Here is a 25,985-nt window from a genome sequence, read left to right as displayed (position 1 = left end):
CCATGGCCGTTCCGCAATGGATGTTTCCCGTCAGCCTGTCCCGGCGTGATCGGGGAAACACGGAAACCACGATGTCCAGAATCTAAACGTTGGCTTGCCTTTTCGATCCGAGAAACAGGCAGGCATTTCCCGTTGAAACCTTCGCGGTCTTGGCGTTTTATTGTGCTGTACCTGCGCGACCGCAGAGTTTCCCTGCGTCATCGGTCGCGCCGAGCGGGGATCACTGGCGCGGCTGCACCTGGAACAACACGCCTTGCGGCACCAGTTCGACCGAGAGCAACTGATCGGCCACGACCTCGGTCATGCGTTGTCCCGGATTGTCCAGCGCGACCGTGGTCAGGCGGGTAATAAGGGGCAGCAGCTTGTCCTGGCCGGAAGTAATGAAGCTGCGCGCGGCGCTGGAGGCACAGATGAGGAATTCGTCGCGGGCGCCCTGTGTCTTGTTGGTCAGCATCACGCCCACGTTGCGCAGCTCGCCGCTCTTGTTGAGGGTACCGATGATGGTGGTCTGGGCCGGACCGACCTTGGCGTCGAGCACATAGTCGTACTGGCCGGGATGCAGGCGGTCCGCGTCCAGCATGTAAAGACGGGCCATGTGCTCGGGCTCTTCTACCTGCATGTCCTTGAGCACGTCGGCGAGGCGCTCATTGAAGCGCGCCGCGAATTGCTTGGGCGTGATGCCCAGGGTGGTCTGCGCGGCTTCGTGCTCGGCCAGTTGCTGGTCGACGTGTCGGTCGCAGCCGGCCGCGAGCAGGGCCAGCATCAGCGTGACGCAGGACAGGAGACGCAGCGGGGAGCGAAGAGTTGTCGGCATGGTGATCGAAATGTCGCGTGTTTTGCTCATTGTGCCTCATTACGGCAACACGGGAACTGTCCCAGATCAATCGTCCCGCCTGCGTCTGTGTGGGTTGGTGATAAAGTGTCGAGCCAAGCCGATGCGCATCAATACAACAGCGCCATAGCGCACTCCCCGGACAAGACGCCATGACTGATCATTCCGCCCAGCCCCCTGCCGATCCCGCTGCAGCCGCTGCCAGCTCCACCACTCCAGCCGCCCCAGCCGCCCCAGCCACCCCAGCCACCCCTGTCTCCGACCTGCATGAACTGCGCGACATCATCCGCCGCTTTTCCGGTGAGCGCGACTGGCTGCGCTTCCACACGTCCAAGAACCTGGTCATGGCCTTGTCGGTGGAGGTAGCCGAGCTGATGGAGCATTTCCAGTGGCTGCCGACCGGTGCCATGCACGAGCTTGACGACGCCGCGCGCGAAGGCATCCGGCACGAGATGGCCGACGTGCTGGTCTACCTGATCCAGCTGGCTGACCATACCGGCGTCGACCTGCGCAGCGCCGTGCTGGAGAAGATGGAACTGAACCGCCGCAAGTACCCCGTGGAGCTGGCACGCGGCAACGCCCGCAAATACGATGTGCTGGCCGCGTCGACTGCTTCGGCAGCGGCCGACGCCACCGGCGGCGATGCCGGTCAGGCGCGCTGAGCCGGCAGTCGTCCCTTATCCCTTAGCCAGTCTTCCCTGCCGTACGGAGCCCGCCTTGAACAACTGGAATGACGGTTACGTCGTCGACATCGCCTACACCTATGGCTACTACCCGGGCCTGAACCCGGCACGCCTGCCGCTGGCCTTCGCCTTTCACGGCTTGCGTGCGCCGGCCATCCAGACCGCCTGTGAGCTGGGTTTCGGCCAGGGGCTGTCGACCAATTTCCATGCGGCCGCGTCCGGCACGCGCTGGTGGGGCAATGATTTCAACCCGCTGCAGGCAGCCTTCGCCCGCGAACTGGCGGCCGCCAGCGGTAGCGGGGCGCAACTGGAGGATTCCAGCTTCTCGCATTTCTGCCTGCGTGACGACCTGCCCGATTTCGACTTCATCGCCCTGCACGGCATCTGGAGCTGGGTCTCGCAGGAAAACCGCGAGATCATCTTCGATTTCATCGACCGCAAGCTCAAGCCCGGTGGCGTGCTCTACCTGAGCTACAACACCCAGCCCGGCTGGTCGGCATTCATGCCGCTGCGCGACCTGCTGGTGCAGCACACCCAGCAGGTGGGCAATGACGAGCAGGGTTTGCCCACCGCAGCCCGCATCGATGCCGCGCTGGCCTTCGCCGCGCAGATGTTCGAGACCGATCCGGTCTATGCCCAGGCCAATCCCTTCATGCGCGATCGCCTCAAGATCCTGCAGCAGCAACCGCGCAGCTACCTCGCCCACGAATACTTCAATCGCGACTGGCATGCCGAAGCCTTCGCCGACATCCATCGCTGCCTGGCGCGCGCCGGCCTGCAGTTCGCCTGCCCGGCGCATTACATCGACCATCTCGACATGGCCAACCTGACTCCCGCCCAGCGCCAGTGCCTGGCCGAGATCAGCGACCCGGTGCTGTACCAGAGCGTGCGCGATTTCATGGTCAACCAGACCTTCCGGCGCGATTACTGGGTGCGCGGCGGGGAGGTCCTCGACGAGCGCCAGCGGGTACAGGCGCTGGCGCTGCAGAGCGTGGTCCTGCTGACCGAGCCGGACAAGGTGCCGCTGACCATCCAGAACGTGGCCTCCGAGATCACCCTCAACCGCCTGATCTACGAGCCCATCCTGCAAGCCCTGTCGGACTACCAGCCGCATACCCTGGTCGACCTGGCGGCGACGCTGGCGCATCGCAACCTGAACCTCTCGCAGGTGATCGATTCGGCCCTGATGTTGATCGGCACCGGCCATGCCGCGCCGTTGCCTGCCGAGTCGGATGCCGCCACCCAGGCCCAGATCGCGCGCCGCACCAGCGACTTGAATGCCTGGCTGCTGCAGCGTGCAGCGCTGGCGCCAACCCATGGCATCGGGAGTGACGAGGGTGACATCAGTCATCTGGTCAGCCCGCTTACCGGCGGTGGCGTGCGCGTGGATCGCGTCGAGCAGCTGTTCCTGCTGGCGCGCCAGCACTGCGGCGATGACATCGACGCCTGGCCGGCCCAGGTCTGGCGCCACGTTGCGGCGCAGGGCAAGCGGCTGGTGCGCGACGGTGTGCGGCTGGAAGGCGAAGAGGAAAACCTGGCCGAACTGGCGACCCAGGCCCGGCTGTTCGCCCGCACCCGGCTGCCGTTGCTGCAGGCCCTGCAGGTGGCCTGATGGCAGGCCAGGCGCGCCAATCACGACGGCCATCCTCAAGGCAATCCTCACCACAATCCTCACGGCGCGGTGAACGGTGCGGCAGAACGGGGAGGGCGTCCACGCCCCGGATGACAGTGCGCGTTGCATCGCAGCGTCCGAGCCTGTAGCATTTCGCGTGGCCGTATTGCCGGCCGTCACTGCCGCGCTTGCAGCCCCCGGCGCCGGAATTCTTTAAGGAAAATCGGTTTCTGCCTATGTCCCTGTCCCGAACACTTCAAACTCGCCTGACCCTGGCCGCTACCGCCGCCGTGGTCGTCACCGCTGCCGTCCTGACCGCCATGGCGTGGAGCGGCACGCAGGGCCTGGCTGGCGCCGCCATCGTGCTGGTGCTGCTGTCGGCATTGCTGTCCTGGCTGCTGCTGGGGCAGTTGCTGCGGCCGCTGGGCGGTCTTGAAAGCGAACTGCAGAACCTGCAGAGCGAGCGCAAGCAGTTGGTGGAGGAGCGCGACGATGCGCGCGTCCATCTGGAAGAAATGGAAAAGACCCTGGCCCGCGTCGGCCTGGAAGATGCCCTCACCGGCCTGGCCAACCGTCGTCAGTTCGAGCGTGGCCTGCTGGAGGAATTCAACCGCGCCGCCCGCACCAATCTTTCGCTGGCGGTGATCATGATCGACATCGACCTGTTCGACGAATACAACACCGCCTACGGTCGCATGGCCGGCGACAAGGTATTGCGCCGGGTGGGCAGCGCCATCCGCGATACCAACGTGCGACCGGAAGACCTGCTCTCGCGGTTCGGGACCCAGGAAATCGCAGTCCTGCTGCCGGGGTCGAAGCTGGAAGGCGCGCTGATCGTGGCCGAACGCATCCGCAAGTCGATCGAGCAGCTCGACATCACCCACAGCGCCAGCCCGACCGGACGGGTGACCATCAGCATCGGTATTGCCTCGGTGACGCCACAGCGCCAGGTGGACGAGCCCGAAACGGTGCTGCGCGAATCGGAACAGGCACTGGCACTGGCCAAGGCCTCCGGCCGCGACTGCATCCGCACCACCGAGGATCTGGTCAAGGCGCAGGCCTGAGCCGGTCCCCGTCCCCTCTTGACCCGGGCTGATCGCGCCAGGGTCACGCGGAGTGCAAATGGACAAATGCCGCGCGTTGCAATCTGCAGCGCGCGGCATTTTTCTTGGACGGGCGGGGGCGCCATTACGGCACCACCTCAAGGTTGTTCCGGCCCCGGCACCAGGAATTTGGACTTGGCGCAATACATCTTGGCATTGGTATCGTTGTAGACGATCTTGCTGCCCGCCTGCGACTGTCGCACCGGGTAGGCGGTGTCATCATCGGGCGTAAAGCGGATGCCCAGCGCCGCCTTGATGGCGTCGGTCAGCTTGACCGGCGTGGTGTTGAAGTAGGCCCCGATGAAATCGGCCTGGCTGCTGCTGTCATTGACCAGGAAGTCGGTCGCCTGCATGCCCCACAGCGAGACATTGGTGGCCTTGAACCAGTAGGCGCCACCCTCGGTCTTGTACGGAGGGCCGAAGGCTGCCACCAGATAATCGAAGAAATACTTGCTGTTGAGCTGGTTCAGGCACAGCAGGGCATTGCCGACCTCGATGCCGAAACTGGGCTGCGGTGCAGCGTGCGCCGCCGGTGCGACGGTGGCCGCGCAGGCCAGCACCAGCGCCAGGAGGCGATTGCTCAGGCGGGTTACGATCTTCAAACGGACTCCCGGAAATTGCCGTGACGGCATGTTGTCTGTGCGGCCAGGCAATGCGGGCCAGGGAGTCGATTGTAGGGGGCTTTTGCCGATTTTTCCAATCCGTACTGCAGCGCGACATTTTTTGCGGCGGATGGGCTGCTAGCGCTTGCGCCGCAAGACCCGGTCGCCGCGTGCCGAGGGACCGTCGGCCGGTGCATCCTCGGCGGCCAGGTGACCCAGTCCGTCGAGGAAGGACGCGATGCCCGTCCCCTTCACCAATACACAGGGTTTGCCCAGTTTCTTGCAGGTGCTCTTGACCAGGTGATAGGCGTTGTGACTGATGTTGCCGGAGGCGCAGATGACAATGTCGGCCGCCGCCAGCATGGGCGTGAGCCGATGCAGGTTGTCTTCGCGGCCACCATCGTGATGCAGGAAACGGCCGGCACGTATTTCGATCTCGGCCCGGTAGTGATTGCGGGCGCCGGTCAGGCCGCCCACGCACAGCACGCAGCGGTCGGCCAGCGAAACGGCAGCTTGGGCAGGGGAGGACAGGGCAGCACGCATGAGACAGACTCGCCGGAAGTAGAGGACGGTTCCAGCCTACCCGCCGCCACTTGTGGCGCGAACGAATCAATTTGCAGCTACATATGCGATTTGCGTTGCAGGTGCCGCAAGCCCGTATGGTTCAGGCCGCCGGCTGGTTGCGGGCCTGGCGTTGCATGGCCCGTACGAAGTCGGGCAGACGCCGGCCATTGCGGTCCGGGTAATGGCCCTGCTCGCTCATCTGTTGCACACGGTCCAGGCGGAAGGAGCGAAAGTCGTCGCGCTGTTCGCACCATGCCGCCAGGAGCCAGGTGCCGCCGAAGAAAGCCAGCGCCAGCGGCCAGACCACGCGTTGGCTGGCGCGCTGCTGGGCGTCGGTGTAGTGCAGCAGCAGCTTGTGGCGGCTGCCGATGGCCTGGCGGATCGCCTCCAGCCGCTCGCCCCGGCCATCGGCATCTGGTGCGGTCGGGGCAAACAACGGTGTGGCTTCGACGAAGTCGCGTTTTTCCTTGGGCAGTGCCAGCACCACCTTGGCCAGCGCGGACGCGGCCGAGGCGCCCAGCTGCGGGCCACCCCAGGCTTGCACCATGCGCATGCCGATCACCAGGGCATCGATTTCATCGGCATTGAACATCAGCGGCGGCAGGTCATAGCCCGGCTTGATGCGATAACCGACGCCGGCCTCGCCATCGACCGGCACGCCCGACAGCGACAGATCGCGGATATCGCGATAGACCGTGCGTTCCGAGACCGAGAGCCATTGCGCCAGCTGGCGCGCCGTGGTGAGACGGCGTCCACGCAAATACTGGGTGATCTGGAACAGGCGGTCGGCTCGGCGCATGGAAGGCAGGCGGAAAATTGATGCGCGCCATTCTGGCATGCACGCTGCAGGCCCGCCACAGACTTCGATGCTGCTGTGCAAGATGCCGGCATGCTCGTCACCTGGCCGGGCCAGTCGCTCAGTGCATGGCGTGCAGCGCCATGCGGTTGCCTTCACTGTCGATGAATTGCGCGATATAGCCGATATCGTTGGGCAGCTGCGTGCGTTCCATGGTGAGCTCGCCACCGGCGGCGACCACGCGGTCGAGCACCGCCTGGATCGACGGTCCGGCATCGAGATAGATCAGTGTGCCCTGGCGGGTCGGCTCCAGCCAGCCGGGGCCGGTCAGGCAGCCGACCGAGCGGCCGTCGTCACGCACGAAGATGGCCATCGGACCGCTATCGCTGATCTGCTCCTGGCGCAACTGCGTGGCGAACACGGCTTCGTAGAAACGGGTGGCGCGCTGCAGATCCTTGGTGGCGATCTCGAACCAGTTGACTTGGGTTTGCATGTTCTTCTTCCTTTGCGTCGTTGATGAGGGATTTGTCATGCCGTGTGGCATGCGACGCATCATGCGCGAGGGCTACTGACAACGTTCTGTCAGTAGCCCTCGCCTGGGAAGAAGAAATGGGAAGAATCGAGTCGCTTCAGCGGGAGGTCGCCAGCGGTGCGCCGGGCTTGCCAGCTGTCGCAGCCTCAGCAACCTCGGCAGCCTCCACGCCTTCCAGCTGCGCCGCGTAACGCCGCGCCAGCACGGCACACAGCATCAGCTGCATCTGGTGGAACAGCATGATGGGCAACAGCACCACCGCTGCACCGCTGCCGGCAAACAGCACCGAGGCGATGGGGATGCCGGAGGCCAGCGACTTCTTGGAACCACAGAACACCAGCACGATTTCATCGCCGCGCGGCATCTTCAGGGCGCGTGCGCCGAAGGTGGTGATCAGCAGTACCGCGCCCAGCAGCACTGCATTGACCAGCACCAGCAAGGCCAGTTGGCCCGGCGGGAACAGGTGCCACACGCCCTGTACCACCGCCACGCTGAAGGCGGCATAGACCGACAGCAGGATGCCGCCGCGATCGACCACGTTGACGATCACCTTGTGGCGGTTGATCCATTCGCCGATCCAGCGACGCATCAGGTTGCCCAGCACGAAGGGCAGCAACAACTGCAGCAGGATGCTGAGTACCTGCGACAGGCCATTGGCCTCGTGGTGCCGGTGCAGTAGCAGCGTCACCAGCAGCGGCGTGATCACGATGCCCAGCAGGTTGGACGCCGTGGCGCCGCAGATCGCCGCCGGCACGTTGCCACGGGCGATCGAGGTGAACCCGATCGAGGACTGCACCGTCGACGACAGCGTGCAGACGAACAGCACGCCCATCCATAGTTGCGGCGTCAACAGGTCCGGCACCACGCTCTTGAGCGCCAGACCCAGCAGCGGGAACAGGATGAAGGTCGAGCCCAGCGTCAGCAGGTGCAGACGCGGTTGCTTCAGGCCCGACAGCGCCGCCTCGCGCGAGAGCTTGGCGCCATGCAGGAAGAACAGCAGCGAGATGGCCGCATTGCTGGCCAGGTGCATGAAATGCTCGAAGCTCCCGGTGGCCGGGAACAGCGTAGCCAGCAGCACGGTGCCGATCAGCAACTGGGTGAAGCGGTCTGGGAGGAAGCGGTTCATGACGTACTCGCAATGGAAAAGGGGTTTGTCGTCATGATAGGAAATTCGCCTGCCATCGGGAACCCCTCTGATCGCGTTGACTGTCATCGGGAAGTCCGATGATAATGCCCCATGCTCAATCCGCTCTGGCTCCAGACCTTTACCACCGCCGCCGCCTCTGCCAGCTTTACCGAGGCCGGGCGCCAGCTCGGGCTGACCCAGTCGACCGTGAGCGATCACATCCGCCGGCTGGAAGAAAGCCTCGGGCGGCGCCTCTTCGTGCGCGATACCCACTCGCTGGCGCTGACCGCCGACGGCGAGAGCCTGCTGGTGCATGCGCGCCTGATCCTGCAGGCACATGCCCGCGCCGAGGCCCAGTTCAGCGCCCCCCGCCTGCGCGGCCGGGTGAGCGTCTGCACTTCCGACGATCTCGCCATGGGGCCGCTGCCGGACATGCTGGCCGCTTTCCGCAGCCAGCATCCTGAAGTGGAACTGGAGATCACCATCGGCCTGACCAGCGATCTCTATGCCTCGCTGGACCAGGGCAAGCTGGATTTGCTGGTGGGCAAGCGCCGTGCCGGCGAATCGCGCGGTCACAGCATGTTTTCCACGCCGATGCAGTGGCTGACCCGGCCGGACACGCTGGTGGACCTGACCGAGCCGCTGCCCCTGATCCTGCTGCCCGAACCCAGCATCACCCGGGCCGCGACCTTGCAGGCGTTGGGCAAGTCCGGGCATCACTGGCGCATCGTCTGCACCAGCGGCAGCCACGCCGGCTGCATGGCGGCTGCACGGGGTGGCCTGGGACTGGCGGCCCTGCCGCAGCACCTGTCCTCACGTGACCTGGTGCCGCCGCTCAATCACGCGGCCCTGCCGCGCCTGCCGGATGTGGAATATGTGGCCCTGACGGCGCGCCGCCTGTCGCAACCGGCCGATACGCTGTATCAGATCCTGATGTCGAGCCGCCTCAGTCGCGGCTGAAGGGCAGGGCGCTCATGCCGGGTCGACCACCAGTGCCGGATTTTCCAGGGCACGGATGCGGCGGTCGACGAAGTAGCCGCCGGCCTCCATGTAGCGCAGGTAATGCCGACCGCACTGCGTGCAGCGGGCGACATTGCAGCGGTTGTAGGGATACCAGGCGGGGGCGATGGGCGCCGTCGGTGAATCGTAACGGGTACCCTCCGGGTGATATTCGGTGAAGGTCGGTTCCGCGTAGGGATCGGTGATCAGGGTGGCGACGTCGGCCAGCTGCGTCTCCGGCAGCGAGAGCGGCAGGCTGATCCAGCCGCTGGTGTCGACGGCACGGCAGTTGCAGTCCTGGGAAATGTCGGCGGAACGGGTGGCCAGTTCGCGCAGCAATGGTGGCGTGGCGTGGGGAAGCTGATCTTGCATGGGAGAGTGGTCGGGCCTGTGGATAAGTGCAAGTGTAACCGTATAAACGATTTATCCACAGGCGCACTGGCGCCGCATCACTTTTTCGGGTTGTAGCGGATATCGCCTTCGAACAACTGCGCGGTACCGCCACCGAGGTCGGATTGCACCGGCCAGACCTCGTGTCCGATACGCAGCTCCGTACCCTCATGGACCGCCTTGGCCACGATGATGCGCGCATCTTCCGCGGCGACCATGTTTTCCTTCATCTGCCCCACTTCTTCCAGCAGCACCTTGACCTCGTAGGCCAGCGCCTTGCGCTTGTCGCTGGTTTCGTGCAGCAGTTCCGGGGTGGCCTTCTCGGGATTGAGCTTGTAGTAGCTCTGCTGCTTGATGGTGCGGTCCAGTTCGGACACCTTGCGGGTGTATTCCTGTTCCTTGATGGCGATCTTTTCTTCGAGGTAGGGATCCAGGCCGACCTGTATGCGGGTATGGGTGCTGGTGGAGGCGCCGATCACGTTGGCACGGATGATGTTGGTGGCCTCCACCCGGCCGCCGATGATGTGGCCGGTGCGCGGATTGCCCTTGCCGACCGTGATCTCGTTACCGGCCAGCAGTTCGCAGTGACGCGCATTGCCCAGCACCAGGATGTCGTCGGCGGCTTCGATGTGGGCGCTTTCGGCGAACATCACCTGCACCGATTTCTGTGAACTGATGCGCGAGGCGATGGCGGTGGTACCCGCCTGTGCGGTCACGCCTTCGCTGTGGCCGATCACGCCACCCTTGACGGTGACGCTGCCCCCGGCCACGATCTCGGCCGCTTCCACCGTACCGTTGACGACCACGTCGCCGCCCACGTGCAGCTTCATGCCGGTCAGCACATCCCCGGAGACGCGCACCGTGCCTTCGAAGCTCAGGTTGCCGGTGGACAGGTCGACGTTCTCCACATCCAGCACCGGGTTGACCTTCACGCCGTTCTTGATCACCGTCGGCTGGCCCGGCACGATCGCCACCAGCAGATCGGGATCGTCCTCGCTGGGTTCGGCGCCGATGCTTTCCTTGGCGAAGCCCACATCGGCAATCGGCCGCGCCGGCACCTTGCCGCCACGGAGGTCGATACCATCCTTGCCCGGCACGGGCGGAATGCGGCGCATCAGCGGGTCGCCCACCTTCACCAGCAGGATATGGCCCATGTCGGCGTAGGAAACCACCGCATCTTCCTCGATGTCGGCCAGCTCTTCTTCCTTCTCTTCCAGCAGACTCTCGAAACGGGCCGGCTCGGCAGGCGTGGGCATCAAGCCCTGGGCTACCACCAGCTTGTTGCAGAAACCGGCGGACAGCGCACCGCGCAATTGTTCATGCAGGATGCCGTAGGTGATGCCGGCGGCGCGGATCGCATTGACCACTTCCACGCTCTTGGCGCGACCGCCGTAGGGCGGCACCAGGGTCAACGATGCCGTCATCAGGTCGTCGGCCACGTCCAGCGAGAACTCGCCATCACGGCGCTCGGCGATGACCTGGGTGACGGCTTCCTTGGCATCCTCGGCCTTGCGTACGAAGGCGTTGAGGACCGAGTCCTGGAAGAACAGCTTGGTCAGGCCATGGTCGGTCATGGCTTGCTTCAGGAAGGCCAGGGTCAGCGGCGGGAAGCCCGCCGTCGGAGTAAACGTTGCGCTCAGTTCGCCGCTGGCCCTGTCGAACGCAAACGACAGCGGTTGCGGAGTTGCTTGGTTCATGCTGTTCCTCGATGAATGGCTGCACCGGGTCTGCCGCGGGTTGCTTGCGCGACGTTGTCGCCACCGTCGCTGCCGCGGATGTACACAGTTCGCCAGGGGCGCCGTGCTGTTATTTCATGCGAAGGGGGCGCATGCTGTTGTCGCTCGTTGGTCACCTCGTCTGCGCGGTCCTGCGTACGCCGGACCGTAAAAAAGCGGCGACGCCACCCCCTGGCGCAATACAGCTGACATTGTAATGTGGCAAGATGATCCAGTAATTTGATGGATAGCACAAGTTTTGCCGACTTTGACTCTAGATTAGGCTCTTATCGTTGGTTTTATGTTAAGTACCCAAATAGAAGACTTCAAGGGCGATCCCGCCCGCCACCGCGCCGGACGTATCAGTACGCTGGTCAGCATCGTGGTCAATATCGTATTGGTGATGCTGCAGGTCACGGCCGGCGTGTTCACCGGTTCGCAGGCCCTGATTGCCGATGGCATCCATTCGCTCTCGGACCTGGTCTCGGATTTCGTGGTGCTGCTGGCCGGGCACCACAGCCGCAAGCAGGCCGACGACGATCACCAGTATGGTCACCAGCGGTACGAAAATGCCGCCTCCCTGGCGCTGGGCGCCCTGTTGCTGGCCGTCGGCCTGGGCATGCTGATTTCCGCTGCGCAAAAGATCCAGCATTACGGACATACTCCGCCGGTACACATCACCGCCCTGTGGGTGGCACTGGTGGCCTTGCTGGCCAAGGAACTGCTGTTCCGCTACATGTTGCGCATCGCCGAGCGCGTGCGTTCCAGCATGCTGGTGGCCAATGCCTGGCACGCGCGATCGGACGCCGCCTCGTCGCTGGTGGTAGCGCTGGGCATCGTCGGCAGCCTGGCCGGTTTCACCCTGCTCGATCCGGTGGCCGCAGCAGTGGTCGGCCTGATGGTGGTGCGCACCGGCTGGGGTTTCTTCTGGAGCGCCCTGCACGACCTGATGGACCGTGCCGTCTCGGCCGAAGAGGCAGAGGCAATCCGCGCCACCATCCTCGCCACCCCGGGCGTACAAGGCCTGCATGACTTGCGTACCCGACGCATGGGCGACCTGACGCAGGTGGACGTGCACCTGGAAATCGACGGGGCGCTGAGCGTCACGCAAGGCCATGCGATCGCCACCGATGCCCGGCGCCGGGTGCTGGATGCGCATCATGTGCTGGATGTGATGACGCATGTGGACCCGATAGAAACCCCGGGAGAGGCGGCCTCACCGCTTAGCAGCCTTGATGCGCCAGGCCAGACCGGACTCCGCTAGACCACGCTAGACGTGGCGTGCCGATACCCCGCGTACGTTCATCTAAAGAATCGCAGCAGGGGGCCGTTAGCTAGCGTATCGTCGCCAGCCCCTCTGCGCTCATGAGCCCACTGACCTCCGTGTCGCCGTCGCCGGTCTACACATCCACCACTCCTGCAGCGGTCGCCGCATTCACCAGTAGCAACTCGCCCACCGTCGGCACGGCGTCGTCGACCTCGGCCCCGACTGCTACTGCCACTTCCAGCGCCCGTCCCCCGGCGCCCGTACTCTCCCTCTATTCGGCGTCCGGACGGATGAGTGAGGCGCCTGCATCCATGCCGCCGATATGGGAGAGCCGTCAGGGCGACACGCTCTCGACCCTGATGGCGCGCAACATCGGCGCCGGCCAGATGAGCGAGCGCTGGACCGGTCTGGGCAAGGCCCTGCTGGACCAGGCCAGCCTGGGGGGCGGCAGCTACTCGCAGTCGGTGCTGCTATCGACCACGGCGACTCAGGGCAACAGCGATGTGCAGGCGGTCCTGCGTGATCAGCTGCATCGATTCGCCAGCCAGCGCGTCGATCTTTCGCTGACCACCCAATCGGGGGCGCGCATCGAGCTCCATCTCGCTGCCAACGCCGACGGCATCGCCGTCGATTTCAAGCTGGCCCAGGGTACGCTGGACGATGACGATCGCGCTGCCATGAGCGCGCTGGGCGATGCCTTCGAGCAGGCGCTCAAGGGGCTGGCTGCCCAGCCGCCCACGCTGGCCCTGGATGGCCTGATGCACCTGGACCAGCAGCATCTGGCCGCCATCGACCTCAACGCCACGCTGGGGGACGCTCTGCAGGTGCAACTGCATGCCGATGCCAGCCAGCGCAGTGTCACTGCCACCAGTGCCGCCGGCACCATGAAGGTCGCCGTCGATGCCACCAGCGAGACCCTCGCTGGCAGCGCGCAGCAACGCCAGCGTGCCATCGCCAGTTACCTGCAGCAGTTCGATGCCGCCACCCGTCGCGGCCATGGCGATGCCGCCCTTTCCGACTTGTTCAAGGATGCCTTCGCCCAGTTGCATGGCGGCAGCACGACGCCGACGCGTCCCGGCGATCAATTGGCGCCGGCGCTGGTCGCCGACCTCAACGATCGCCGCATGTTGTCGGGGCTGGCCGATTTCACGGCCTCCATCACCGGTGCCAGCGTGGCGCCCAATCCCCTGCGGCGCGACGAGGTGGATGGTTTCGACTACCAGGTCTCGCAGCACACCAGCCTGTCCGGTGCGCGCCAGGCTGACCGATCCATCGTGCAGCAGGCGCAGGCCCGGCTCAAGGCGTCCTACCACCAATCCCTGCAAGCCGACCTGCCGTTGCGGCTGGGGACCGATCGTCAATCGCAGAACTACACCTACCACCAGATCGACGACCAGGCCGACAGCCGGCTGGAGATCGGCTACCGCCTCGGTTACATGACGCAGGCCCGCCTGCAGCAATCGGCCAGCCAGGACAGTCGCGTCAGCAAGTACGTGCTCGGTCAGCTGGTGAGCCAGAGCCACACCCCCTTGCAGGCCCAGATCGTGCGCGACTTTGCCGCCCAGTTGCAGGACGGCAAGGAGGCCCGTGTCGCAGATGGGGCCTACCGGCGCAGCCAGCTGCTCGACGGCATCAGTGCGCTGGGTCTGCTGCAGGCCGATCCGGACCAGGTCCGTCGAAACGGTACGCAGTTGCTCAACGATTGAATGGGGCGCAGGGGCGCAGAGTGAGACGATACGTGTCGCCATCCACCCCGTTTGCGGCGACCGCCACAACAACTTGTCTACCCCAACCGTCTTCGTTTAAAATCCGGGCTTCTCTTTGGGGAGTAGCCAGCTTCCGGGTCATCCGGAAGAGCCCGTGTCAACATTCTCGGCAACATCTTGCCGTGGCGCGGGTAGCCAATCAGGTAGGCGAGACCATAGACGTATCCTGCGGCCAGGCTGGGCGCGCAGGCACGTCCATGGACTTCGCCCGGCCAAGGAATCCCCTTCATGAATTTCCCCGCACTCCTTCTCCTCGCGCTTGCGATGTCCACTGACGCCTTTGCGGCAGCCATCGGCAAGGGCGCCGCCATGCAGAAGCCGCGCTTCCTGCAAGCCCTGCGCATCGGTCTGCTGTTTGGTGTGATCGAGGCCATCACCCCCCTGATCGGCTGGTTCGCCGGCTCGGTCGCCACCAAATGGGTGTCGGAATGGGATCACTGGATCGCCTTCACGCTGCTGCTGGTGCTGGGCGCGCGCATGATCCGCGAAGGCATGAGCGAGGACGATGAAGACGAAGAAGCCGACGCCGCCCCGCAAAAGCAATCGGTGGTGATGCTGGCCCTCACCGCGGTCGCCACCAGCATCGATGCCATGGCCGTCGGCGTGGGCCTGGCCTTCATCGACGTCAACATCCTGGAAGCGGCCTTGCTGATCGGCCTGGCCACCACCACCATGGTCACCATCGGCGTGATGGTCGGTCGCGTGCTCGGTCACCTCATCGGCAAGCGTGCCGAGATCATCGGGGGCGTGGTGCTGATCGGTGTCGGCGCGGCCATCCTGTATGAACACCTGAGCCGCGCAGGCGCTTGAATTCAGTCCGGCGCGACATCTGCACCGGGGGTGGCCTTCGCGGCCCTGGTCGCACAGTAGTCGGCGGCCATCAGGCGGAAGGCGGTGACCGCCGGATTGTCCTGGTCGGCGCGCCAGGCCATGCTCATTTCCGCTCGCGGCACCTCGCCGGCCAACGGGCGGAACTCCACCCGGTCGTAATGAAAGCGCTGGGCCGAGGCCGGCAGGATGCCCACGCCCAGGCCGGCCCTGACCAGCGAGAGGATGGTGTGGCTCTGGTCGATGTACTGGGTGAAGTCGGGTTTGACATCGGCCGCGCCGAGCATGGCCATGATGCGCTCGTAGAAATACTTGCCATGCGTGGGTGAATGCATGATGAAGGGCTGGCCGTCCAGTTGCGCCGTGGCCACCTCCGCATGGCGTGCCAGCGCATGGCCCTTGGGCATGGCCAGTACCAGCGGCTCGTCGTCCACCAGGGCCAACTCCAGCGGCTGGCGCGACGACAGGGGCCGCAGAAAACCGATGTCGATGGTATTGGCGGTGAAGGCCTCCAGCTGCGCCACCGAGATCAGTTCGAACAGCACCACGTCGATCTCCGGCAATTGCTGGCGCGCCTGCATCAGCAGTTCCGGGATCAATTCATAGCCGGCGGCGCCGGTGAAGCCCACCCGCACGCGCCCGGTCTTGCCCTGGCTGGCGCGGCGCACCGTGCTCTCGGCCTGTTCGGAGAGCTGCAGCAGGCGCGAGGCGTCGGCCAGGAACACACGCCCTTCGGTGGTCAGCCGCACCGTGCGGCCAACCCGTTCAAACAATTGCACGCCCAGCTTGTGCTCCAGCAGATGGATCTGGCGCGACAGCGGTGGCTGCGTCATGTTCAGCAGGGCCGCTGCGCGACGGAAGTTGAGTTCGGTCGCAGCGACCACGAAACAACGGACTTGAGCCAGATCGAGCATGGGGATTCGCCTGTGAAGAGTGCGCCTGCATTATAGGCGCACTCCCTGTTGCGGCCGGCTGGCCTCAGGTGGTCAGGCTGCCTTCCGGGCGCAGGCCGGCCAGGCCCTGTTCCAGGCTGGCCAGGACCATTTCGCCCATGGCAGTACGCGACTCCACCGTGGCGCTGGCGCGGTGCGCCTGCAGCACCACCTGGTCCATCTGCAGCAAGGCGGCCGGCACGTTGGGTTCATCCACGAACACATCCAGGCCGGCCCCGGCGATGACCCCGCGCTGCAGGGCATCGACCAGATCCTCTTCCACCACCAGCTTGCCGCGTGCGATGTTGATGAGCACGCCCTCGCGCCCCAGGGCGTCGAGCACCGCAGCATTGACGATACCCTGCGCCTTGTCGGCGGCGGCGGCCAGCACCAGCACATCGCTCTCGCGCGCCAGTTGCAGCAGGTCAGCAATGAAACAGTGCGGCAGGTCGTCCATGGCACGCAGGTCGGTATAGGCAATCGGGCAGCCGAAGGCAGCGGCACGCTGCGCGATGGCGCGCCCCACCTTGCCCATGCCGACGATGCCCACGCGCTTGCCACTCAGGCGTCGTGCCAGCGGGATCGCCGCCGGCGAGGGATGACGCACCCAGTCGCCACGCTGGACGAAGGCATGGCCCGGACAGATCTGGCGGCACACCGCCAGCATCAGGCCCAGCGCCAGGTCGGCCACGTCCTCGGTGAGCGCGCCGAAGGTACCGGTCACCGGCAAGCCCTTGCTGCGCGCATGGTTCAGATCCACGGCATCGGTACCCACGCCATTGACGGCCACCACCTTCAATGCCGGCAGCTGATCCATCAGCGCATTGCTGATGCCGGTGTGACCGCCCGTGATCACACCTTCGATGACCGCGGCGTGACGGGCGATATAGGCTTCCTTGTCTTCCTGCTCGAACAGGCGATGCATGTGGTACAGGCTTTCCAGCTTGTCGTTGATGGCCGGGACCAGGATGGGATTGAGTTGCAGCACGTGGCGTTTCATGGGGAGACTCCTTCTCGTTCGATGGCAATGCCGGCGGATGATGCGGTCATTCGGGGAGCGCGTCCAATCCGAAAAGGCTATCAATTGATTCAGGAATTGGTGAGCGATCAGGTATCAGCATCGATTCAATCTGCACATCACCTGATAGCCAGAAAAGATTGGACGGTATTGCAGTGCACGGCCATGATTCCCAGCGTCGGCCATCCCGAGACGGCCGCCGAGAACGTCGGGCGCCAATATCTCCCTTTGCCGGGAAGCACAACAAAGCCCGCCACCCGCAATGGAGACAAGCATGCACCTGCGATCGCACCGGACGGGCAGGGCGCTGCCGCCCTGAAGGCGGCACCGTCATCTTCCCGCCGCCAATAACGATAACCACGAGACACGCCACAAGGAGTCCGACGATGAATCATGTCGACGCCGCCGACCAGGTCGGCCGCCACCGTTCAGCCGCATCCGCCGCATCCGCCGCATCTGCAACTTCAGCAACTTCAGCCACATCAGCCGCTGCCACCCTGCAAAAGCCTACCCGCTACCGCTGGGTGGTGATGGGCCTGATCTTCCTGATCTGGGCCATCGCCTGTGCCGACCGCGCCAACTTCGGCATCGCCCTGCCGTACATGAAAAAGGAGTACGGCATTTCCAACACCGAGGCCGGCCTCATCGTGAGCCTGTTCTCCTTCGCCTATGGTTTCGTGCAGATTCCGGTCGGCCTGATGTACAAGCGGCTGAGCGAAAAGACCACCGGCATCCTGTTTTCGGTGTTCATGCTGCTGACCTCGCTGTTTACCGGCCTGATGGGGACCACCTCCTCGGTACTGCTGCTGCAGCTCTACCGGGTCGGCCTGGGCCTGTCGGAAGGCCCATTGGGCATCGGCTGCACCAACGTCATCAACCGCTGGTTCCCGCCGGAAGAAAAGGGAACTGCCACCGGGCTCTGGATCGCCGCCTCCAAGCTGGGACCGCTGATCGTTCCCACCGTGTGCATCATCGTCATCCAGCTCTGGGGCTGGCGTGAAATCTTCTACGTCTTTGCCGTGCCGGGCATTTTCCTGGCCATCCTGTGGCTGTTCCTGGTGACCAATTCCCCGGGCGACAACCGTTTCTGCAACGAAGCCGAACGCCGCTACATCAGCCAGGATGCTCCCGCCAGCAGTGCCAATGCCAACGCCGCCGGCAGCAAGCCCCTGGTGGGTGCCCAGGTCACGCCCATGCCCTGGCTGGACGGCATCAACCGCACCCGCCGCGTGCCACGCCTGGAAACACTGCGCCAGGTCTTCACCTCCTGGAACGTGATCGGCGTAGCCCTGGGTTACGGTTGCATGATCGGCATCAGCAATATCTTCATGTCCTGGATTCCGACCTACCTGGTCACGGTCAAGGGCTTCGCCTCGGTCAAGATGGGCTTCCTGGCCTCGGCACCCTTCATTGGCGCGGTGGCCGGCAACATGCTGGGCGGCATCATCTCCGACCGTCTCCTCGGTGGCCGCCGCAAGCCCATGATGCTGCTCGGTGCACTGGGTACGGCGGCGATGACGCTGCTGCTGGTGGAAGCGCCCGACAGCGTGCTCTACCTGGGCGCCATGCTGATGCTCTCCGGCCTGATGCTGGGCATCGGCTTTGCCGGTTATTCCGCCTATCCGATGGGGCTGGCCACCAAGGCCACCTATCCGACCGCCTTCGGCATTGTCAATTCGCTGGGCCAGATCGGTGGCGCCTGCGCGCCGCTGGCGGTGGGCATGTTGCTGGACCGCTATGACTGGACCAGCGTATTCCTCTACATGGTCGGCACCTCGTTGCTGTGCCTGGTGCTGCTCTTGAGCGTGGTCGAGCCGATCACGGTGAGAAAGGCAGGGGAGGAAGCCTGATCCGTGCCTCGGCACCTTACCCGGGCCCGCCATCGCGCGGGCTTTTTCATGTGGGATAAATATCCATAGAATATTAATTCGAGTCGAATTATATATTGGACAAATGGTAGCGCCCGAGGCACTCTTGGCGTCCCATTTTCCCTAAGCAGCCCTGAGGAGACACCCATCATGCCGACCTATCGTTCCTATACCACCACCCAGGGCCGCAACATGGCCGGCGCACGCGCGCTGTGGCGCGCCACCGGCATGAAGGATGGCGACTTCACCAAGCCCATCATCGCCGTGGTCAACTCCTTCACCCAGTTCGTGCCCGGTCACGTGCACCTGAAGGATCTGGGCCAGCTGGTGGCCCGCGAGATCGAGGCGGCCGGTGGCGTGGCCAAGGAATTCAACACCATCGCCGTCGATGACGGCATCGCCATGGGCCACGACGGCATGCTGTACTCGCTGCCCTCGCGCGACCTGATCGCCGACTCGGTCGAATACATGGTCAATGCCCACTGCGCTGACGCCATGGTGTGCATCTCCAACTGCGACAAGATCACCCCGGGCATGCTGATGGCCGCCATGCGCCTGAACATCCCCGTGGTCTTCGTCTCCGGCGGCCCGATGGAAGCCGGCAAGGTCATCAAGACCGTCAACACCGACAAGAAGGTCATCAAGCTGGACCTGGTGGACGCCATGATCCAGGCCGGCGACCAGAACATCTCGGATGCCGACGTGGCCGAAGTGGAACGCTCGGCCTGTCCGACCTGCGGTTCCTGCTCGGGCATGTTCACCGCCAACTCGATGAACTGCCTGACCGAAGTGCTGGGCCTGTCGCTGCCGGGCAATGGCACCATCGTCGCCACCCACGCCGACCGCAAGGAACTGTTCCTGCGCGCCGGCCGCCTGATCGTCGAACTGGCCAAGCGTCACTACGAGCAGGACGACTATTCCATCCTGCCGCGCAACATCGCCACCAAGGAAACCTGGGAAAACGCCATGACCCTGGACGTCTCCATGGGCGGCTCCACCAATACCGTGTTGCACCTGCTGGCGGCCGCGCATGAAGCCAAGGTCGAATTCACCATGGCCGACATCGACCGCATCTCGCGCAAGGTCCCTTGCCTGTGCAAGGTCGCGCCGATGACCAACAAGTACCACATCGAAGACGTGCACCGCGCCGGCGGCATCATCTCCATCCTGGGCGAACTGGCCCGCGCCGGCCTGCTGGATACCTCGCGCCCCACCGTGCACAGCAAGACCCTGGGCGAAGCCATCGAGAAATACGACATTCGTGTCTCCAGCGATCCGGCCGTACACAAGCTGTTCCGCGCTGCACCCGGTGGCGTTCCCACCCAGGTGGCGTTCTCGCAGGCAGAGCGTTTCGAGGACAACGACCTGGACCGCGCCAACGGCTGCATCCGTGACCGCGAGCACGCCTATTCGCAGGACGGCGGCCTGGCCGTCCTGTACGGCAACATCGCCGAGAAGGGTTGCATCGTCAAGACCGCCGGCGTGGATGAAAGCATCCTCAAGTTCTCCGGCACGGCTCGCGTGTTCGAAAGCCAGGACGCCGCCGTCGAAGGCATCCTGGGTGACAAGGTCAAGGCCGGCGACGTCGTCATCGTGCGCTACGAAGGTCCCAAGGGCGGCCCCGGCATGCAGGAAATGCTGTACCCGACCTCGTACATCAAGTCCAAGGGCCTGGGCAAGGCTTGCGCCTTGTTCACCGATGGCCGCTTCTCCGGTGGCTCCTCGGGCCTGGTGATCGGCCACGCCTCGCCGGAAGCGGCCGAAGGTGGCGCCATCGGCCTGGTAGAAGAGGGTGACCTGATCGATATCGACATCCCCAACCGCAGCATCAACCTGCGTGTGACGGCAGAGGACCTGGCCAAGCGCCGCGCCGCCATGGAGGCCCGTGGCGATGCAGCCTGGAAGCCGGCCGAGCGCACCCGCGTGGTGTCGCAGGCGCTGCAGGCCTATGCCGCGCTGACCACCTCGGCCGATCGCGGTGCGGTGCGCGACCTGTCGCAACTGAAGCGCTGAGAAGTGTCCACGTCCTGCTGATGCCGCTGATTGGCGGCAGCAGCAGACGACAATGCCGCCCGCTTTCAAGCGGGCGGCATTTTTTTACGCAAGGATTTTCTGCTCCGGCCCCGGAGACCTTTCGCGCCGCTCAGACCTTGATGGCCGGGCGCATATGGGTGGACGCCAGGGCCAGCCCTTCCTCGAAGGAAGACAGCACCATGTCCACCTGCTCCTTCACGGTTGCCGCGTCCACTTCCTCATTGAAGAAGGAGGGGCGGATCGTCACCAGCAAGGCCTGCGGCAGGTTGCTGCGCAGCGTCCCCACCACCGCCATCCAGGCGTCCAGCCGTTCGCGGGTCGGATAGACCAGGAAGACGATGGATACCAGTTCGGCCTTGCTGCTGTCCGGGCGTTCGTCTTCCGGCTGATCCAGCGTGATGCTGCGGGCATCGATGCCGGACACGCGCAGGGCATGTACCAGCAGTTCGGAGAGCAGATCGTCGCGTTCGCCCTGCAGACCGCCGCACAACACCACCGATCCCAGTGGCACGTCCAGCGAGCCCTGCCAGCGCCCCAGTCGCGCCAGGCGCAATTCGCGCAGATGCGCGCCCACGCCGCTGTTGAGCAAGGGGACTTCGCGCCGCCGCCGCAAGCTGCGCGGCGCGCCGGGGGTTTGCGTAAGCACCTCGGTCAATTGCGAAACGGAGCCGCGCAGCCGCTCCTGCTGGGCCGTCTCGATGCGCCCGTGGCGCAGGTCCAGCGCCGCCAGCGCCAGCCCAGGCAGCAGGATCTGGTCGCAGTACTTGGCAAAGCTCTGCTTCTGCAGATGGCTGCGGGCGTCGCGGATGATGGCGTCGGATTCGCCGGCCAGCGCGCGCTGGTAGAAGCGTTCGGCGTGGCTCATGTCAGGGGCCTCGCCCAGCAGGATGGTGATCGGCTCCAGCGCCGCCACATGACGGCCGGCCACCACCAGGCAGAGCGTCAGCGGAGTCGACAGCAACAGGCCGATCGGCCCCCACAGCGAACCCCAGAACAGTGCCGAGACGATCACTGCCAGCGGCGACAGGCCGGAGCTATGACCATAGATGCGCGGCTCGACGAAGTTGGCCACGATCACTTCCAGGCAGACATAGAAGGCCAGGAAGGACAATGCCAGCCACCAGCCGGGATCGATGGCGGCGATGAAGATGGAGATCATCAGGCCCGACGCCAGTGCGCCCAGATAAGGCACAAAGCGCAATACGCCAGCCAGCGTACCCCATAGCACCGCGTGCGGCACGCCACCGGCGGCCAGCACCGCGCCCATGATCAGGCCGAACGCCAGATTGACCAGGAACTGCGAAAAGAAGAAGCGTGACACCCCCTCGGCCGCGTCGCCCAGGGCCTGCATTGTCCGGCTCATTTCCGTCAGGCCGGCCAGGCGGATCAGGCGTTCGCGCAGCGACTCCTGTTCCAGCAGGATGAAGACCAGCAGCACCAGCACGATGCCGGCCTGGCCGATCGGCCCCCAGGCCAGCGCGAATAGCCGTCGCAGGGCACCTCTGACCGACATGCGGGTATCGGCCTCCGGCGTGGGCGTGGCATTGGCTGCGGCCGCTGCTGCAGCTGCTGCATGGCTGTTCTTCTTGCCGCTGCGATTGACCTCCGGCACCGGTTGCGGAATGACCGCGCTCAACTCGGCTTCCAGCCGGGCGAAGGGGCGCTCGGTGATGGCGCGCACGCTCTCCACCTTTTCCTGGATGGCTTCGCGGTATTGCGGCAGGTCACTGGTGACACTGACCAGCTGGAATGCCAGCACCACTGCCAGGGCCACCAGGCAGGCACCCACCAGCAGCACCGAGATGATGGCGGCGGCGGCGCGATTGATGCCCAGGGCGTCCAGCTGGCGCACCAGCGGCAGGATGATCAGGCTGGCAATGCCGGCCACCGCCAGCGGTGCCAGGATGTCGCGACCGAAGTAGAGCATGCCCAGTATCACGGCCGCGCCGAGCAGGGTGGTGGAACTCAGGCGCGAGAAGGCGGAAGTCTTGAGGTTTGGCATGGGAGGGGCGGGAGCAATGTCTTTGGCGGGGCCGGCGGCGTTGTTGGGATGGTTGTCAGGATCGCGCCGGGTCGATCACTTCGTAGAGCTCCAGCGGCAGGCCGTCGGGGTCGGCGAAGAAGGTAAAGCGGCGGCCGGTGTATTCATCCACGCGGATGTCCTCCACCGCCACCCCCTGTTGCTCCAGTTGCTCCTTGCAATGCTGTACATCGGCCACCGCGAAGGACAGGTGGCGCAGACCGCAGGCCTCCGGACGCGACGGCCGGGCTGGCGGCGCGGGAAAGGAAAACAGTTCGATCTGCGTGCCATCGGGCAGGCCCAGGTCCAGCTTCCAGGAGTTCCGTGCCTCGCGATAATGCTCGGCGATGACGCGCAGGCCCAGCAGCCCGACGTAGAAGGCCTTCGAGCGCGCGTAGTCGGAACAGATGATGGCGACGTGATGAGTGCCTTGTAGGCGCATGGCGGTCTTTCAGAGGGAAGAGGTAAGCGTGGACATCAACGTCGCGGCCCGGTGCGCGCCAGCTCGGCGCAGACGCCGCGTACCTTCTCGCGCAGCCAGCGATGGGCCGGGTCCAGTTCCACGCGCGGATGCCACATCAGCGATACCACGATGGGATCGGTCGCCACCGGTAGTTCGAACAGATGGATGCCGGAGGCGCTGCCATCCTTGCGCGGCGCACCGGCCGTGGTCAGGAAGGAGTACGGCACCATGGAGACCAGATCCGACGAGCGCACCACCGCCAGCGCAGCAGGAAAACTGGGGACGATGGCCACCACCTTGCGCGTCAGTCCGCGTTCGGCCAGCGCCGCATCCAGCGGGCTGCTGCGGTCGCCCCGTGGCGATGCACTCACGTGTTCGAAGCTGCAATAGCGCTCGGCGCTCACGCGGCGCAATGCCGCCAGCGGATGACCGATGCGCACCGCACCCACGAAACGGTCGCGGAACAGGGTCTGCAGCCGCACTTCCGGCCCCATCTCGCTGGCCACGCCGATCTCCAGATCGGCACTGCCTTCGCGCAGCGGCAGCGGGCTGCGCTCCACCTTGGGGGCGAAGCGCAGGCGCACCAGCGGCGCTTCGGCGGCCACGGCGCCGATCAAGGCGGCACCGCAGGCTTCGATGAAGCCCTCGTTGGCGCGCACGGTGAAATCCCGCTCCAGCCGCGCCAGGTCCAGCTCCGGGACGGAGGGGCGCAACACCGAGCGGGCTTCATGCACCACGTTGCGTACCCGCTCGCGCAGCGCCTCCGCGCAGGGCGTCAGCACCATCTGGCGGCCCGCACGCACCAGCAGATGGTCGCCCGTGGCCTGGCGCAGCCGGGTCAGCGTGCGACTCATGGCCGAGGCACTCAGGCCCAGGCGGCGCGCGGCCCCGGCCACGCTGGCCTCGGCGATGAGGGCATCGAGCGCAATGAGCAGGTTGAGGTCGGTTTCGGTCATGCCGGCATCCTAGCATGGCCGCAGTGACATGGCGTCGCATGCAATGATCCAATGCAAGCCGTGCGTCTTCCGCCTTGTCTCGCGGGTGGCTATAGTGAAGACCTGATCCTATCTTCCAGGAAATCTTCCCATGGAACTGTTTTCCGACCTGCCCGGCGACGAAGGCCTGCCGGGCGTGCGCCGCCGTCGCGCCATGCTGGCGGTGATGACCGCCACCACCATGGCGGTATTCGACGGCACCATCATCAATGTTGCCCTGCCCCAGATCGGTCTGGCGCTGCAGACCTCGGCCGCCGCATCCGTCTGGGTGGCCAATGCCTACCTGCTGGCCACTGCCATGACGCTGGCGGCCTTTGCCGCCATGTCGTCGCGACTGGGATTTCGCAACCAGTTCACGGCCGGGCTGGCGGTGTTCACGCTGGCCTCGCTGGGCTGTGCCCTGTCGCCCACGGTGGAATGGCTCATTGCCATGCGCGTGCTGCAAGGGCTGGGGGGCGCGGCCATGCTCAGCATCGCGCCGGCGATCCATCGCACGGTCTTTCCGAACCGCCTGCTGGGCCGCATCCTCGGGCTCAACGCAGTGCTGGTAGCGGCCGGCACCGCCATCGGCCCGGTGCTGGGCGGCACCCTGCTGGCTGCGCTGAGCTGGGAGTGGATCTTCCTGATCAATCTGCCGCTGGGCGTGGCAGCGGTGCTGCTGTCGTGGAGCTCCATCCCGGACACCCGCCAGCGTGGCCGCCTGCGCCCGCCCTTCGACATGGCCGGCGCACTGTGGTCGGCGCTGGCCATGGGCGCGGTCATCATGGCCGCCGACACCTGCGCACACTTTGCCGACCCCGGCCAGGGCGCCCACGCGGCGCTCACCGCCGCGGCCTATGCGCTGGTGGCGCTGATCTCTGCACTGGCCTTCGTGCGCGGCCAGCGCCGCGTGCGCGAACCGCTGTTGCCGCTGGATATCTTTTCCAATGCGCGCTTTTCCCTGGCTGCGCTGACCTCGCTGGCGTCCTTCGTGGGCCAGGGGATCGCCTTCGTGGCCCTGCCTTTCCTGTTCCAGAATGCCTACGCCTACAGCGCCTTCGAATCGGCGGCCCTGTTTACGCCCTGGCCGCTGGGCATCGTGCTGGTGGCGCCGCATGCCGGACGCCTGGCTGACCGTCATTCTCCAGCCCTGCTGTCCAGCCTGGGACTGGCCGTGTTCACCCTCGGCCTGGTGTTGCTGGCCCTGCTGCCCGATCACGCCCAGGCCTGGGACATCGGCTGGCGCGCTTTGGTGTGCGGTATGGGCTTCGGCTTTTTCCAGAGCCCCAACAACCGCGAGATGCTCGGCAATGTCTCGCGCGAACGCAGTGGCAATGCCTCCGGCGTGCTGGCCATCATGCGCACCTTCGGCCAGTGCCTGGGCGCCGCGCTGCTGGGCGTGATCCTGGCAGTCCATACCGCCGGTGCCCTGGCCCATGGTGAACTACAGATGAGCCCGGTGCAGGATGGCGAGGCGATCCGTGTCGCACTGTGGGTGGCCGCGCTGGCCACGGCCTTGGCCACTGCAGTCAGTGCCAGCCGCCTGCGCCGCAAGGCGCAATCGCCCGCATGATGCGCCAGTGCAACCCATGGCGCAGAAAAGCTCAGCACTAGGGCGGGCATAGGGACAAAACTGAAAGGTACGTAAAAACCTAACTTTTTAGTGACTGGATAAATCCTCGCTGATTCTCGCTTTGTCCCGCAGGATGGGGGCTTAGACTGCTCCTGCTTGCCGCTGCGCCGGTTGCCTGCGGATGTCCATCACAATTACAACAGCTCATCCTTTGCCGCCAGGTTCATGCGACCTGGCGTCGCAGCCTCCCTGCGACAAGCTCCGTCAAACTCTCCCCGACCCATCCGA

The 25,985-nt window shown here is 65.1% G+C and carries 24 protein-coding genes; 11 read left to right on the top strand and 13 right to left on the bottom strand.

All coding sequences use genetic code 11. The features are described 5' to 3' along the window. Nucleotides 1-220: 220 nt before the first annotated feature. On the bottom strand, nucleotides 221-844 hold the full coding sequence (locus tag ACEOAC_RS22725; protein WP_413445729.1) for an attG domain containing protein: 624 nt from the start codon (nucleotides 842-844) through the stop codon (nucleotides 221-223). 251 nt (nucleotides 845-1,095) lie between these two features. Between ACEOAC_RS22725 and ACEOAC_RS22720 the strand changes: the two genes are divergently transcribed. From ACEOAC_RS22720 to ACEOAC_RS22710, 3 genes are all read left to right on the top strand, one after another. Further along, nucleotides 1,096-1,494 carry a nucleotide pyrophosphohydrolase gene (locus tag ACEOAC_RS22720; RefSeq protein ID WP_413628921.1) on the top strand — a complete coding sequence of 133 codons (399 nt, stop codon included), beginning with the start codon at nucleotides 1,096-1,098 and terminating at the stop codon, nucleotides 1,492-1,494. Between the two features lie 55 nt (nucleotides 1,495-1,549). Further along, nucleotides 1,550-3,127 carry a class I SAM-dependent methyltransferase gene (locus ACEOAC_RS22715; protein WP_413628592.1) on the top strand — a complete coding sequence of 526 codons (1,578 nt, stop codon included), beginning with the start codon at nucleotides 1,550-1,552 and terminating at the stop codon, nucleotides 3,125-3,127. Between the two features lie 236 nt (nucleotides 3,128-3,363). After that, nucleotides 3,364-4,191 carry a diguanylate cyclase gene (locus ACEOAC_RS22710; RefSeq protein ID WP_241812996.1) on the top strand — a complete coding sequence of 276 codons (828 nt, stop codon included), beginning with the start codon at nucleotides 3,364-3,366 and terminating at the stop codon, nucleotides 4,189-4,191. 137 nt (nucleotides 4,192-4,328) lie between these two features. Here the strand turns inward: ACEOAC_RS22710 and ACEOAC_RS22705 are convergent, their stop codons facing one another. The 5 genes from ACEOAC_RS22705 to ACEOAC_RS22685 form a co-directional block, all read right to left on the bottom strand. Further along, nucleotides 4,329-4,832: a hypothetical protein gene (locus tag ACEOAC_RS22705; RefSeq protein WP_077236900.1), complete on the bottom strand. Its 504-nt coding sequence runs from the start codon at nucleotides 4,830-4,832 to the stop codon at nucleotides 4,329-4,331. Between the two features lie 138 nt (nucleotides 4,833-4,970). Next, the gene (locus ACEOAC_RS22700) at nucleotides 4,971-5,375 is read right to left on the bottom strand and encodes a DUF2325 domain-containing protein (RefSeq protein ID WP_077236901.1); all 405 of its coding nucleotides are present in this window, start codon (nucleotides 5,373-5,375) and stop codon (nucleotides 4,971-4,973) included. Nucleotides 5,376-5,496: 121 nt separating this feature from the next. Then, the gene (locus ACEOAC_RS22695) at nucleotides 5,497-6,195 is read right to left on the bottom strand and encodes a helix-turn-helix transcriptional regulator (RefSeq protein ID WP_241812998.1); all 699 of its coding nucleotides are present in this window, start codon (nucleotides 6,193-6,195) and stop codon (nucleotides 5,497-5,499) included. Nucleotides 6,196-6,313: 118 nt separating this feature from the next. Beyond that, entirely contained in the window at nucleotides 6,314-6,685 is a 372-nt protein-coding gene (locus ACEOAC_RS22690; protein ID WP_006461911.1) for a VOC family protein, read from the bottom strand. A gap of 136 nt (nucleotides 6,686-6,821) precedes the next feature. Beyond that, nucleotides 6,822-7,850 (bottom strand): bile acid:sodium symporter family protein, encoded by a 1,029-nt coding sequence (locus ACEOAC_RS22685; protein WP_241812999.1) that lies wholly within the window; start codon nucleotides 7,848-7,850, stop codon nucleotides 6,822-6,824. 111 nt (nucleotides 7,851-7,961) lie between these two features. Here ACEOAC_RS22685 and ACEOAC_RS22680 point away from each other — a divergent pair, with 111 nt between their 5' ends. Continuing rightward, a complete protein-coding gene (locus ACEOAC_RS22680) occupies nucleotides 7,962-8,810 on the top strand; it encodes a LysR family transcriptional regulator (protein WP_413628591.1) in 849 nt (282 codons plus the stop codon). A 12-nt stretch (nucleotides 8,811-8,822) separates the two neighbouring features. Here the strand turns inward: ACEOAC_RS22680 and ACEOAC_RS22675 are convergent, their stop codons facing one another. Continuing rightward, entirely contained in the window at nucleotides 8,823-9,221 is a 399-nt protein-coding gene (locus ACEOAC_RS22675; RefSeq protein WP_051110868.1) for a hypothetical protein, read from the bottom strand. Nucleotides 9,222-9,298: 77 nt separating this feature from the next. Next, on the bottom strand, nucleotides 9,299-10,936 hold the full coding sequence (locus ACEOAC_RS22670) for a DUF342 domain-containing protein (RefSeq protein ID WP_241813000.1): 1,638 nt from the start codon (nucleotides 10,934-10,936) through the stop codon (nucleotides 9,299-9,301). A 319-nt stretch (nucleotides 10,937-11,255) separates the two neighbouring features. Between ACEOAC_RS22670 and ACEOAC_RS22665 the strand changes: the two genes are divergently transcribed. The 3 genes from ACEOAC_RS22665 to mntP all read left to right on the top strand — a co-directional run bounded on the left by ACEOAC_RS22665 (nucleotide 11,256) and on the right by mntP (nucleotide 14,797). Next, nucleotides 11,256-12,218, top strand: coding sequence for a cation diffusion facilitator family transporter (locus tag ACEOAC_RS22665; protein WP_413444569.1), 963 nt, complete (start codon nucleotides 11,256-11,258; stop codon nucleotides 12,216-12,218). 314 nt (nucleotides 12,219-12,532) lie between these two features. Next, complete coding sequence (locus ACEOAC_RS22660; protein WP_413444570.1) at nucleotides 12,533-13,927, top strand: hypothetical protein; 1,395 nt, start codon at nucleotides 12,533-12,535, stop codon at nucleotides 13,925-13,927. Nucleotides 13,928-14,215: 288 nt separating this feature from the next. Continuing rightward, complete coding sequence (mntP, locus tag ACEOAC_RS22655) at nucleotides 14,216-14,797, top strand: manganese efflux pump MntP (RefSeq protein WP_241813003.1); 582 nt, start codon at nucleotides 14,216-14,218, stop codon at nucleotides 14,795-14,797. Between the two features lie 2 nt (nucleotides 14,798-14,799). Here mntP and ACEOAC_RS22650 read toward each other — a convergent pair whose 3' ends face one another. Both ACEOAC_RS22650 and ACEOAC_RS22645 read right to left on the bottom strand, forming a co-directional pair. Beyond that, nucleotides 14,800-15,729: a LysR family transcriptional regulator gene (locus tag ACEOAC_RS22650; protein WP_241813004.1), complete on the bottom strand. Its 930-nt coding sequence runs from the start codon at nucleotides 15,727-15,729 to the stop codon at nucleotides 14,800-14,802. A 64-nt stretch (nucleotides 15,730-15,793) separates the two neighbouring features. Continuing rightward, on the bottom strand, nucleotides 15,794-16,747 hold the full coding sequence (locus ACEOAC_RS22645) for a 2-hydroxyacid dehydrogenase (RefSeq protein ID WP_241813005.1): 954 nt from the start codon (nucleotides 16,745-16,747) through the stop codon (nucleotides 15,794-15,796). 21 nt (nucleotides 16,748-16,768) lie between these two features. On the opposite strand from ACEOAC_RS22645, the gene ACEOAC_RS22640 reads away from it, so the two are divergent. The 3 genes from ACEOAC_RS22640 (at nucleotide 16,769) to ilvD (ending at nucleotide 20,646) form a co-directional block, all read left to right on the top strand. Next, nucleotides 16,769-17,116: a hypothetical protein gene (locus tag ACEOAC_RS22640; RefSeq protein ID WP_234295387.1), complete on the top strand. Its 348-nt coding sequence runs from the start codon at nucleotides 16,769-16,771 to the stop codon at nucleotides 17,114-17,116. 35 nt (nucleotides 17,117-17,151) lie between these two features. Then, a complete protein-coding gene (locus ACEOAC_RS22635; RefSeq protein ID WP_241813007.1) occupies nucleotides 17,152-18,615 on the top strand; it encodes an MFS transporter in 1,464 nt (487 codons plus the stop codon). Between the two features lie 168 nt (nucleotides 18,616-18,783). Next, on the top strand, nucleotides 18,784-20,646 hold the full coding sequence (gene ilvD / locus ACEOAC_RS22630) for a dihydroxy-acid dehydratase (protein WP_006461902.1): 1,863 nt from the start codon (nucleotides 18,784-18,786) through the stop codon (nucleotides 20,644-20,646). Between the two features lie 130 nt (nucleotides 20,647-20,776). Here ilvD and ACEOAC_RS22625 read toward each other — a convergent pair whose 3' ends face one another. The 3 genes from ACEOAC_RS22625 to ACEOAC_RS22615 are packed head-to-tail and all read right to left on the bottom strand — an operon-like array spanning nucleotide 20,777 to nucleotide 24,106. Continuing rightward, entirely contained in the window at nucleotides 20,777-22,669 is a 1,893-nt protein-coding gene (locus ACEOAC_RS22625) for an AI-2E family transporter (RefSeq protein WP_241813008.1), read from the bottom strand. A 55-nt stretch (nucleotides 22,670-22,724) separates the two neighbouring features. Continuing rightward, nucleotides 22,725-23,129, bottom strand: coding sequence for a VOC family protein (locus tag ACEOAC_RS22620; RefSeq protein WP_413445546.1), 405 nt, complete (start codon nucleotides 23,127-23,129; stop codon nucleotides 22,725-22,727). Between the two features lie 35 nt (nucleotides 23,130-23,164). After that, complete coding sequence (locus tag ACEOAC_RS22615) at nucleotides 23,165-24,106, bottom strand: LysR family transcriptional regulator (RefSeq protein ID WP_006461899.1); 942 nt, start codon at nucleotides 24,104-24,106, stop codon at nucleotides 23,165-23,167. Between the two features lie 130 nt (nucleotides 24,107-24,236). Here ACEOAC_RS22615 and ACEOAC_RS22610 point away from each other — a divergent pair, with 130 nt between their 5' ends. Then, nucleotides 24,237-25,697 (top strand): MFS transporter, encoded by a 1,461-nt coding sequence (locus ACEOAC_RS22610; RefSeq protein WP_413628590.1) that lies wholly within the window; start codon nucleotides 24,237-24,239, stop codon nucleotides 25,695-25,697. Nucleotides 25,698-25,985 lie beyond the last annotated feature (288 nt).

This window comes from Herbaspirillum frisingense, assembly GCF_047325095.1.
GTDB classification, from domain to species: domain Bacteria; phylum Pseudomonadota; class Gammaproteobacteria; order Burkholderiales; family Burkholderiaceae_D; genus Herbaspirillum; species Herbaspirillum frisingense.
Note: the sequence above shows the minus strand (reverse complement) of the source record. Positions and strands in the feature narration are given on the sequence as shown.

Excerpts from the sequence above, each read along its gene's own strand:
- ACEOAC_RS22615 (WP_006461899.1), bottom strand. The coding sequence starts at position 24,106 with ATGACCGAAACCGACCTCAACCTGCTCATTGCGCTCGATGCCCTCATC.
- ACEOAC_RS22610 (WP_413628590.1), top strand. The coding sequence starts at position 24,237 with ATGGAACTGTTTTCCGACCTGCCCGGCGACGAAGGCCTGCCGGGCGTG.
- ACEOAC_RS22685 (WP_241812999.1), bottom strand. The coding sequence starts at position 7,850 with ATGAACCGCTTCCTCCCAGACCGCTTCACCCAGTTGCTGATCGGCACC.
- ACEOAC_RS22635 (WP_241813007.1), top strand. The coding sequence starts at position 17,152 with ATGAATCATGTCGACGCCGCCGACCAGGTCGGCCGCCACCGTTCAGCC.
- ACEOAC_RS22690 (WP_006461911.1), bottom strand. The coding sequence starts at position 6,685 with ATGCAAACCCAAGTCAACTGGTTCGAGATCGCCACCAAGGATCTGCAG.
- ACEOAC_RS22700 (WP_077236901.1), bottom strand. The coding sequence starts at position 5,375 with ATGCGTGCTGCCCTGTCCTCCCCTGCCCAAGCTGCCGTTTCGCTGGCC.
- ACEOAC_RS22625 (WP_241813008.1), bottom strand. The coding sequence starts at position 22,669 with ATGCCAAACCTCAAGACTTCCGCCTTCTCGCGCCTGAGTTCCACCACC.
- ACEOAC_RS22695 (WP_241812998.1), bottom strand. The coding sequence starts at position 6,195 with ATGCGCCGAGCCGACCGCCTGTTCCAGATCACCCAGTATTTGCGTGGA.
- ACEOAC_RS22665 (WP_413444569.1), top strand. The coding sequence starts at position 11,256 with ATGTTAAGTACCCAAATAGAAGACTTCAAGGGCGATCCCGCCCGCCAC.
- ACEOAC_RS22650 (WP_241813004.1), bottom strand. The coding sequence starts at position 15,729 with ATGCTCGATCTGGCTCAAGTCCGTTGTTTCGTGGTCGCTGCGACCGAA.
- ACEOAC_RS22710 (WP_241812996.1), top strand. The coding sequence starts at position 3,364 with ATGTCCCTGTCCCGAACACTTCAAACTCGCCTGACCCTGGCCGCTACC.
- ACEOAC_RS22620 (WP_413445546.1), bottom strand. The coding sequence starts at position 23,129 with ATGCGCCTACAAGGCACTCATCACGTCGCCATCATCTGTTCCGACTAC.
- ACEOAC_RS22670 (WP_241813000.1), bottom strand. The coding sequence starts at position 10,936 with ATGAACCAAGCAACTCCGCAACCGCTGTCGTTTGCGTTCGACAGGGCC.
- ilvD (WP_006461902.1), top strand. The coding sequence starts at position 18,784 with ATGCCGACCTATCGTTCCTATACCACCACCCAGGGCCGCAACATGGCC.
- ACEOAC_RS22645 (WP_241813005.1), bottom strand. The coding sequence starts at position 16,747 with ATGAAACGCCACGTGCTGCAACTCAATCCCATCCTGGTCCCGGCCATC.
- ACEOAC_RS22675 (WP_051110868.1), bottom strand. The coding sequence starts at position 9,221 with ATGCAAGATCAGCTTCCCCACGCCACGCCACCATTGCTGCGCGAACTG.
- ACEOAC_RS22725 (WP_413445729.1), bottom strand. The coding sequence starts at position 844 with ATGAGCAAAACACGCGACATTTCGATCACCATGCCGACAACTCTTCGC.
- ACEOAC_RS22640 (WP_234295387.1), top strand. The coding sequence starts at position 16,769 with ATGGCAATGCCGGCGGATGATGCGGTCATTCGGGGAGCGCGTCCAATC.
- ACEOAC_RS22660 (WP_413444570.1), top strand. The coding sequence starts at position 12,533 with ATGCCGCCGATATGGGAGAGCCGTCAGGGCGACACGCTCTCGACCCTG.
- ACEOAC_RS22680 (WP_413628591.1), top strand. The coding sequence starts at position 7,962 with ATGCTCAATCCGCTCTGGCTCCAGACCTTTACCACCGCCGCCGCCTCT.
- mntP (WP_241813003.1), top strand. The coding sequence starts at position 14,216 with ATGAATTTCCCCGCACTCCTTCTCCTCGCGCTTGCGATGTCCACTGAC.